We start from the raw sequence: 9,044 nt of genomic DNA, 5'->3' as shown, positions 1-9,044 counted from the left end.
GAAGAAGCCGTCGCCGTAGAAGGCGGCCTGTTCGGCGATCTCCGGTGAGCGGATGGAGCCGTGCCAGACGAACGGCGGCACGTCGTCGAGCGGGCGCGGGGTGGAGGTGAAGCCCTGCAGCGGGGTGCGGAACTTGCCCTCCCAGTTGACGACGTCCTCGCGCCAGAGCCGGTGCAGGAGGTTGTAGTTCTCCAGCGCCAGCGGGATGCCCTGGCGGATGTCCTGTCCGAACCACGGGTAGACCGGGCCGGTGTTGCCCCGGCCCATCATCAGGTCCACGCGCCCCTCGGCCAGGTGCTGGAGCATCGCGAAGTCCTCCGCGATCTTCACCGGGTCGTTGGTGGTGATGAGGGTGGTGGAGGTGGACAGGATGATCTTCTCGGTCCGCGCGGCGACGTAACCGAGCATGGTCGTGGGCGAGGAGGCCACGAAGGGCGGGTTGTGGTGCTCACCCGTGGCGAAGACGTCCAGCCCCACCTCCTCGGCCTTCAGCGCGATCCGCACCATCGCCTTGATCCGCTCGCCCTCGGTCGGCGTACGTCCCGTCGTGGGGTCGGTCGTCACGTCGCTGACCGAGAAGATTCCGAACTGCATGGCCGTTCCCCGATCCAAATAGCTTCCTAGGAAAATGCTTTCGATGAAACTATCATGCGGAACCCCGTCCGGGAGCCAGGTATTCCCGCCCGCGTACCGTGCGGGCGCGGGGTCGTGGCGCGCACCCCGCGCCACAGGGAACGCCCGTCAAGGGTCACTATGCCCCGGATTCCACCGAACCGAGCGGAACCGACACCATCCCGCTCCCCCGCCGACCCCGTCCCGAGCAGGAAGGGACCGCGCCGACTCGCTCCCACCGACGAGGTGCGCGTGGAACGCGACCCACTCCTCGGCGGGCACACACGGCTGCCAGGATCGTCCCGGCCACCCGTCGGGGCGGAGTCGCGGCGGGACGCACCCGGCCTCCAGACGCCCGTGGGTGACGTGTCCCTCACCGCCGCGTGTCAGGCTCCGCTTCCGGGCGGTCCGCGTCACGCGGTCGTGGTTCCCAGGGGGCGTCAGCGGATGCGCGCGAACGGGCGCCGCGCCCACTCCCCACCAGCCGGGATCCCCAACCAGGGCGCGTTCCTCGGCCCCGGCGGGGCGCACCGGGAGACGTCGTCCCGGACGTGATCGCCCCCCATCCCGGACCCGAATCGGGGGAGCTTAGGACGCCCGTGCCCGAGTCCGCACCCGCTTTTTACCGGCCGGACCGAAAATCGGTCCACTGGCCGGGAACACCTATGCTCAGAGAAGCGTTCTCACAGGTGAAGCACCCCAGACCGACCCCGACCCCAACACACCCACCGAGTCTGTGCGAAGCTTCTGAGATCACCTCAAGACCATGCGCGGTTGTACGCGTTCGTGTCGGCAATGGGGGTTTCTGACACGAAACCATCGCTACAACCGCCTTCCCAGCGGCCAGACCGCACCTAGTGCGTAGGCCGCGCGGTCGGGTCCCACGTTGGGGGACGTGGGACCCGGCCAGGCTTCAGGGGGCGCGCCTCAGGGCGCGCCCCCTTTCTCTGTGCCGGACCAGCTGGATCAGGCCCGTTCGTGGAAGTCGATCAGGGTCATGGGCACGATCTCGGCGTCATAGAACTCGGGTGTCTCCTCGGTGGGTTCGGTGAAGTCCGTGATCGGTTTGCACGGATACAGCGGAATGACGTTCTCAGAGGGGTCGGGGGCCTCTCCGGTGTCGATGTCCCATCCGTCGCCGCAGGCCATCCGCTCGTCGATCGCCCTTGTGGTGCTCCTGGAGAATCGGCCGTAGAGGTAGACACGCCGGTCCTCCTGGCCCGTCACGTCCTCCAGTACTCCTGCCACGTCCATCGCGTAAGCACAGTCGATGTCCCAACCGCTGGCCTGGACGTCCCACACCTCCTGAGTGGGCCAACCGGAGAGGATGGTCCCGCAGAGCGGGGCGTATACCACCCCCCAGTGGCCCCCGCCCTCGACAACCGTCATCTGTGGGTCCTCCAGCGCAACCTGGGCGTTGGTCTCCTCAAAGTCGACCAGCACCTCCCACTGCTCGGTGTCGTACCGGGCACGCGACGGCGCTCCCTCTCCGTCGAGTTCGACCCGAGCCGACGCCTCCGTCTCGATGAGAGCCCCCTCGTCCAGGAACCCGAACGGAGTGGTGCCCCGGTACACACCGTCCTCCCCCGACACTCTCTCGACCCCGCCCGCCTCGGCCATCGCTCGCAGCGGCTGGGTGACGAGGGTGGCGGCGACGGAGTCGGGGCCGACGCCAGGGGAGAGTTCGATCCTCTGAGGCGACTCCCGAAACATCCCGAAACTCTCCTCCTGAGGTGCGTACACGTACAGCTCGCCCTGGTGGCTGGCGACCGCCGTGGTGTCGGGTCCCATCGCCGCGCCCCGGATGAGGAAGCTCTGGTCCGCCGCCGAGTACAGGTACTCCTCCTCGGCACGGCTCTCCTCCAGCACGGCCTCCACCGGCTGACCCGTCTCCTCCGCGACCCGCTCCGCGTGCTCCCGGGTGTAGCTCCGGGTCACCCGCGCGGTGAACCCCGGACCCTCCTCCAACAGGCTCGCGGCGGCCGCGACCCTCTCCGAAGGACCGCCGACCACCTGCTCGTAGACGACGTAGCCGCCCGCGGCCACCGCGGCCACCGCGAGCACACCCGCGGCCGCGAGGCCCGCCTTGGAGGTGGCGACCGCGCTCAACAGCCCGCCGGTGGTACCGCTGCCAGCCGAGGCGGAGGCCGTGGCCGTTCCCGCACCCACGGAACCCCCCGCTCCCGTTCCCGCCCCCGCCGCGCCGGTTCCCGCCGAGCCGCCCGTGCCCAGCGCGCCCGCACCCACGACGCTCGCGCCCAGACCGGCCGCGGAGACGGCGCCCAGCGCCGCCGCCCAGCGTCCGGAGTCGTGTCCGGCGTCGTCCACCCCACGCCAGTAGTCGCGGAGCATACGGCGCAGGCCGTCAGTGACCGCGCCCCCGCCGGTACGGCCGTCCGGCTCCGCCTCGGGCAGCAGCGCCCGGACCAGTTCCTCCGAGGTCGGCCTCCGCAGCGGGTCCACCGACAGCGCGGCCTCGACCAGGCCCCGCAGTTCCTCCGGCACACCCGTGACGTCGTACTCACCCTGACGGACGCGCCGTGCCAGTTCCCCGGCGTCGCCGGTCCCGAACGGGGCACGCCGGGTTGCGGCCAGCGTGACCAGCCCGCCCCAGGCGAACACGTCGGCGGCCGGATCCGCGCTCACCCCGGTGTAGCGTTCGGGCGCGCTCCAACCCGGTGTTCCATAGGAGGCCGAGGCGTCCGTGGTCCTGTCCGTGCCGATGTCGACCGCGATGCCGAAGTCCACGATCTTCGGTCCGCCCGGAGACAGGATCACGTTGCCCGGTTTGATGTCACGGTGCGCGATCCCCGCCGCGTGCAGCGCGGCCAGACCCTCCGCCGTGCCCAGCGCGAAGGTGCGCAGCATGTCGCCCTCCAGTGGCCCGAACGCGCGCACGTGGCGGCGCAGGTCCCGCCCCGCCACGTAGTCGAAGGCCAACCAGGGGACCGTCGCCTCGGTGTCGGCGGCGTGCAGCCGGGCCGTGCTGATCCCGTCCGCCCGCCCCAGCATCTCGACCTCCCGGGCGAAGGCCTCCCGGAACCGGGGCCGCCCGGCGAAGTCGGCGTGCACGGTCTTGACCGCCACGCACACCCCCTGGCCGTCCAGGGCTCCGAAGACCGCGCCCATCCCTCCGGCGCCGATCCTCCCCACCACCCGGTAGGGGCCGATCGTGGCCGGGTCGCCCGCCTCCAGCGGTGAGAGTCCGTGCGGCGGGGGGACGGTGTCAGGGGTGGGGGACATCGGGGCCCTTCAGACAGGGGTGGGGGAACTGCGTGCGGTCACTCTGATGCGTCCGTGACACGCGGGGTTCGCGGGTCGACGGCTCCCACAGACGGTACGATGCGCCTGCGCGGGAGGGGGCACGATGGCGACTGGCGGACGACCGACGATGGCGGACGTCGCGGCGCACCTCGGCGTCTCCCGGCAGCTGGTCTCGTTGGTCCTGGCCGACCGGCCCGGTCCGAGCGCGGCCACCCGTGAACGCGTGCTGCGCGCCGCCGAGGAGCTCGGCTACCGTGCCGACACCGCGGCGCAGCTGCTGCGCCGTGCCCGCAGCCGCCAGGTGGGGGTGCTGTTCACCATGGAGCACCCGATGGACGCCGACCTCGTCGAGGCGCTGTACCCGGAGGCGGCCCGGCTCGGCTACGGCGTGGCCCTGAGCGCGATGCTCGCCAACCGCACCGAACGGCAGGCGATCGACGAGCTCGTGGGGCTGCGCTGTGAGGCGCTGGTCCTGATCGGGATGTCGGCGCAGGCACCGGAGGACCTGGCCAGGGTGGCCGAACGCGTGCCGGTGGTGGAGATCGGCCAGCGCACCAACGCGGCCGGGACCGACAGCGTGCGCACCGACGCCGTGTCCGGGGTGCGGCGGGCCGTCGACCACCTGGTCGCCCTCGGTCACCGGCGGATCGCGCACGTGTTCGGCGGAGACCTGCCGAGCGCCCCGGAACGCCGGACCGGCTACCTGGAGGGGATGCGCGCGCACGGGCTGGGGACGTACGTGGACCTGGTCCCGGGCGCCTACACCGAGGAGGCGGGGGCCCGAGCGGCCTCGGTGCTCCTGGACCGGTCCGAGCTGCCCACGGCCGTCGTGTGCTGCAACGACCAGTCGGCGCGCGGCCTCATGGAGACCCTGATCCGCGCGGGCCGTTCCGTCCCGGGCGAGGTGTCCGTGGTGGGGTACGACGACAGCCGGGCCGCCCGCCTGTCGTTCCTGAGCCTGACCTCGGTCCGCCAGGACGTGACCCGCATCGCGGAACTGACTCTCGGGGCGGTCGCGGAGCGCCTGGAGGAGGGACGCACGGAGAGCACGCACGTGCTGCTCCCGACCACGCTCACCGTGCGGGAGAGCACCGCTCCCCCTCGGACCTGAGCCCCACGCGAGGCAGATCACGTACCGGGCCGTTGGAATTTCTCCGGAGCGGGTGTCATTGTTGATTTAGCACGTGCCAAATCATCACGTCCCCTCCCCACCGGGCGACCGGTTCCCCGTCGCCGCACCACTCCACGCCGCGAGGTCCGTCCCGGCCCGTGCGCACGCCGTCCACCCTCCGGAAGGGGGCACCGCCATGCCTCTGGCCATCCTCGCCCTGGCCCTCGGGGCCTTCGCCATCGGCACCACCGAGTTCGTGATCATGGGTCTGCTTCCCGAGGTCGCCACCGACCTCGACGTGCCCATCTCCACCGCCGGATACCTGATCTCCGCGTACGCGCTCGGCGTGGTGATCGGGGCTCCCCTGCTCACCGCCCTGGGCACTCGCCTGCCGCGCAAGACCATGCTGCTCGTCTTCATGGGTGTGTTCCTCGTCGGCAACCTGGCCACCGTCCTGACCAGTTCCTACGGCGCCGTGTTCGCCTCCCGCGTCCTCGCGGGACTGCCCCACGGCGCGTACCTGGGCCTGGCCGCGCTGGTCGCGGCGCACCTGGCCGGCCCGGCCCGCCGAGCAACGGCCGTGGCGCGCGTGATGCTCGGCCTGACCGTCGCCAACATCGTCGGGGTCCCGGCCGGAACCCTGCTCGGGCAGCTCCTCGGCTGGCGGGTGGCGTTCCTCGTGGTGGTCGCCCTGTCCGCACTGACCATCCTCGGAGTGGCCCGCTTCGTGCCGCACACCCCGGCCTCCCGCGTGGGCGGCCTGCGCGGCGAGCTCTCGGCCCTGCGCCACCCGCAGGTGGTCCTCGGGCTGACCACGGCGGTCTTCGGCTTCGCCGGGGTGTTCGCCGTCTACAGCTACATCTCACCGATGATGACCGAGCTGGCGGGCATGCCCAGCGCGGGGGTCCCGATCGTCCTGGCGCTGTTCGGCGTCGGCATGACCCTGGGATCGCTGGTGGTGGGTCCGATCGCGGACCGGTGGCTGCGTCCGACCATCTACGTCTCCCTCGCCTCGCTGGCCGGGGTCCTGGCACTGTTCACGCTGACCGTGCACAACCCCTGGACCGCGGCCGTGACCGTCGTGGTGCTCGGCGCCGTCGGCTTCGGCGTGACCGCGCCGCTGCAGGTCCTGGTGATGAGCAAGGCCGAGGCGGCGCCCACCATCGCCTCCGCCACCAACCACTCGGCGTTCAACCTCGCCAACGCCGGTGGCGCCTGGCTGGGCGGCCTGGGCATCGGCATGGGGCTGGGGTACGTGTCCCCCGCCGTGATCGGCGTGGTCCTCGCCCTGGTCGGGCTCGGCATCGCCGTGACGGCCGGGCTGGTGGACCGCGAGGGCCCGGGCGCCGCCCCGACCCCCGAGCACCGGGACCGAGCGGCCGGGGCGGACGCCGAGCCCGTGTCCCACGGCTGACCCCACGCCGATCGAGCGCCCGTACCCCCTGGGGGTGCGGGCGCTCGGTCGTGGAACGACGGAGTGGGCTCGGGGGGTTGACTTCATGGATTGTTAACGCCAACAATGTTGGCCAGCTCACACTGATGGCCCCAGGTCTCGGAAAACCGAGCCCGGGAGGAACCATGCAGCACGCGCAGCCGCGAAGGGACCCCCCGTTGCCCACGAATGTTAACGCCCACAATTCTGACGCGGACGTCGGGGAGGGCCGCGCGGCGCCCGACTCCGTGGTGCTCGGAATCGACTTCGGGACCCTCTCCGGCCGGGCCGTCGTGGTCCGCGTCAGCGACGGGGCCGAACTGGGCACGGCCGAGCACGTCTACCGGCGCGGGGTGATCACGGACCACCTGCTCGGCGACGACCGCCCCCTCGAACCGGAGACCGCCCTCCAGGACCCCGACGACTACCGCGAGGTCCTCAGGCGCGCCGTCCCCGCCGCCCTGCGGGAGGCCGGGGTCGCACCCGAGCGGGTCGTCGGCGTCGGCACCGACTTCACCTCCTGCACCGTGCTGCCGGTGACCGCCGACGGCACCCCGCTGTGCGAACTGGCCGACCTGGCCGACCGCCCACACGCCTGGCCCAAGCTGTGGCGGCACCACGCCGCCCAGCCCGAGGCCGACGAGATCAACGCCCTGGCCGCCGAACGCGGCGAGTCGTGGCTGCCCCGGTACGGCGGAAGGATCTCCTCGGAGTGGCAGTTCGCCAAGGCCCTCCAGGTGCTGCGCGACGATCCCGGGGTCTACGAACGCACCGCGCGCTGGATCGAGGGCGCCGACTGGATCGTCTGGGAACTGTGCGGCCGCGAGACCCGCAACGTGTCCAGCGCCGGTTACAAGGGCATCCACCAGGACGGCTCGTGGCCCTCCCGGGACTTCCTCGCCGCCCTGGACCCGCGTTTCACCGACTTCGTCAGCGAACGGCTCGACCACCCGCTCTCCCAGTTGGGCGGGCGCGCGGGCGGGCTCACGGCCCGCGCCGCCGCCTGGACCGGGCTGCGGGAGGGCACCCCCGTCGCCGTCGGCAACATCGACGCGCACGTCACGGCGGCCACCGCCCGGACCACCGGCCCCGGTCGGATGCTCGCCATCATGGGCACCAGCACCTGCCACGTGATGAACTCCGAGGTGCTGGCCGAGGTGCCGGGGATGTGCGGCATGACCCTGGGCGGGATCACGCCGGGCATGTGGGGCTACGAGGCCGGGCAGAGCGGCGTGGGCGACATCTTCGGCTGGTTCGTCGACACCCACGTTCCCCCCGCGTACCACGAGGAGGCCGCCTCCGAGGGGGTCTCCGTCCACGAACTGCTCTCCGACAGGGCGTCCCACCAGGCCGTGGGCGAACACGGCCTGGTGGCCCTGGACTGGCACAGCGGGAACCGCTCGGTCCTGGTCGACCACTCCCTGTCCGGGGTGCTGGTGGGCATGACGCTGGCCACCCGGCCCGAGGACGTCTACCGGGCCCTGGTGGAGGCCACCGCCTTCGGCACCCGCACCATCGTCGAGGCCTTCACCGGTGCCGGGATCCCGGTGCACGACTTCACTGTGGGCGGCGGGATGGTCCGCAACCCCTTCGTTCTCCAGGTCTACGCGGACGTGCTGAACAGACCCCTGCACGTGGTGGACACCGAGCACAGCTGCGCGGTGGGGGCCGCGATCCACGCGGCGGTCGCGGCCGGGGCCCACCCGGACGTCCACGCGGCCTCCCAGGTGATGGGGCGGGTCCGCGCGGACACCGTCGACCCCGACCCGGAGCGGGCCGCCGCCTACGACGCGCTCTTCGCGATCTACTCCGAACTCCACGACCACTTCGGCCGGGGCGGCAGCGACAGCCTGCGTCGGCTGCGCGCCCTGCGCGGCGCCGCGTTCACCACCGGCTCCACCCCCGAAGGGAAGCGATGACCCCCACCGACCCGCTCCGCACCGACACACGGCAGCAGCTGGACCGGCACCGCACGGAGGTCGAACGCCTCCGACTGAGGGTCTGCGAGCTCCACGCGGAGCTGCCCCGCTGGAACCTGGTCACGTGGACCAGCGGCAACGTCTCGGCCCGCGTCCCCGGCACCGACCTGATGGTGATCAAGCCCAGCGGCGTCTCCTACGACGACCTGCGGCCCCGGGACGTCGTCGTGTGCGACCTGCACGGGCGGCTGGTCGAGGGGGACCACAACCCCTCCAGCGACACCGACGCCCACGCCCACGTCTACCGTGCCCGGCCCGACGTCGGCGGGGTCGTGCACACCCACAGCCCCTACGCCACCGCCTGGGCCGCCCGGGGGGAGGCCATCCCCTGCGCGGTCACCGCCATGGCGGACGAGTTCGGCGGCGACATCCCGGTGGGCCCGTTCGCGCTCATCGGGGACGACTCCATCGGCCGGGGGATCGTCACGACCCTGGAGGGCCACCGCTCACCCGCCGTCCTCATGCGCGGCCACGGCGTGTTCACCGTCGGCGCCTCCGCGAAGGCGGCGGTCAAGGCCGCGGTCATGTGCGAGGACGTGGCCCGCACCATCCACATCGCCCGCCAGGGCGGCCCCGTCGAACGCCTGCCCCAGGCCGACATCGACGCCCTCCACCACCGCTACCAGAACGCCTACGGACAGTAAGG

Annotated in this window: 6 protein-coding genes; 4 read left to right on the top strand and 2 right to left on the bottom strand. The window is 72.1% G+C overall.

Annotation, left to right across the window (positions count from 1 at the left end; translation table 11 throughout):
- Both ACRWK8_RS17205 and ACRWK8_RS17200 read right to left on the bottom strand, forming a co-directional pair.
- Nucleotides 1-594 (bottom strand): LLM class flavin-dependent oxidoreductase (locus ACRWK8_RS17205; protein ID WP_431871489.1); only part of this gene is annotated, 594 nt, incomplete at its 3' end.
- A gap of 984 nt (nt 595-1,578) precedes the next feature.
- Entirely contained in the window at nt 1,579-3,855 is a 2,277-nt protein-coding gene (locus ACRWK8_RS17200) for a serine/threonine-protein kinase (RefSeq protein WP_431871487.1), read from the bottom strand.
- Nucleotides 3,856-4,003: 148 nt separating this feature from the next.
- Between ACRWK8_RS17200 and ACRWK8_RS17195 the strand changes: the two genes are divergently transcribed.
- The 4 genes from ACRWK8_RS17195 (at nt 4,004) to ACRWK8_RS17180 (ending at nt 9,042) form a co-directional block, all read left to right on the top strand.
- Nucleotides 4,004-4,987 carry a LacI family DNA-binding transcriptional regulator gene (locus tag ACRWK8_RS17195; RefSeq protein WP_378736945.1) on the top strand — a complete coding sequence of 328 codons (984 nt, stop codon included), beginning with the start codon at nt 4,004-4,006 and terminating at the stop codon, nt 4,985-4,987.
- A gap of 196 nt (nt 4,988-5,183) precedes the next feature.
- Nucleotides 5,184-6,401: an MFS transporter gene (locus ACRWK8_RS17190; protein WP_378736671.1), complete on the top strand. Its 1,218-nt coding sequence runs from the start codon at nt 5,184-5,186 to the stop codon at nt 6,399-6,401.
- Between the two features lie 266 nt (nt 6,402-6,667).
- On the top strand, nt 6,668-8,338 hold the full coding sequence (gene araB / locus ACRWK8_RS17185; protein WP_431871497.1) for a ribulokinase: 1,671 nt from the start codon (nt 6,668-6,670) through the stop codon (nt 8,336-8,338).
- Nucleotides 8,335-9,042 (top strand): L-ribulose-5-phosphate 4-epimerase, encoded by a 708-nt coding sequence (locus ACRWK8_RS17180; protein ID WP_431871485.1) that lies wholly within the window; start codon nt 8,335-8,337, stop codon nt 9,040-9,042. Before araB ends, ACRWK8_RS17180 begins: the two co-directional genes overlap by 4 nt.
- Nucleotides 9,043-9,044 lie beyond the last annotated feature (2 nt).

It is taken from the genome of Nocardiopsis eucommiae (assembly GCF_965344335.1).
GTDB lineage: Bacteria > Actinomycetota > Actinomycetes > Streptosporangiales > Streptosporangiaceae > Nocardiopsis > Nocardiopsis eucommiae.
This window is presented reverse-complemented; position numbering and strand designations above follow the sequence as displayed.